1 protein-coding gene is annotated in these 528 nt (G+C 68.9%); it reads right to left on the bottom strand.

Annotated features, from left to right (window positions below):
• Window positions 1-528 (bottom strand): polyketide synthase dehydratase domain-containing protein (locus BST12_RS29360; protein ID WP_139802088.1); only part of this gene is annotated, 528 nt, incomplete at both ends.

Below are 528 nucleotides of genomic sequence, written 5' to 3'. Positions count from 1 at the left end.
CCCAACATCAACACCCTCAACCACCGACGGCACCACCACAGCAGGCGCCCGGCCCCGCTCGGCACTGAGAGTTCCCGTGGCGTGCAGAACCCACGCCGCCCCGCCGCTGGTGCGCGAATGCACCGTGAATGGCCGCCGGTGCGTCTCGTCGACGGGGTGGACGGTTATCTGCACATCGGTCGTCGACTCATCGGCCAGGACGACAGGTGCTTGCAGGAGGAGTTCCTCGATGACCGGGCAGTCGGCGTGGCCACCGGCGTACAGCAGCAGGTCGGCGAGCACAGCGGCCGGCAGGATAGGCGTGCCCTGGACTCGGTGGGAGCCGAGCCACGGATGCGTAGTGGGCGACAGCCGACCGGTCAACACCATCACCTGGTCCTGGTCCGTCAACGGAGTCACTGCGCCGAGCAGGGGGTGGTCGGGTTGGTCGAGGCCGGCGGTGGTGACGTTGGTGGTGGCCGCGGGGGTGAGCCAGTATGGCCGGTGTTGGAAGGGGTAGGTGGGTAGTGCGGTGGTGGGGGTGTGGGG

The sequence above is a fragment of the Mycobacterium angelicum genome, assembly GCF_002086155.1.
In the GTDB taxonomy this organism is placed as follows: domain Bacteria; phylum Actinomycetota; class Actinomycetes; order Mycobacteriales; family Mycobacteriaceae; genus Mycobacterium; species Mycobacterium angelicum.
The sequence above is the reverse complement of the archived record's forward strand: the minus strand, read 5'-3'. Positions and strand labels throughout refer to the sequence as shown.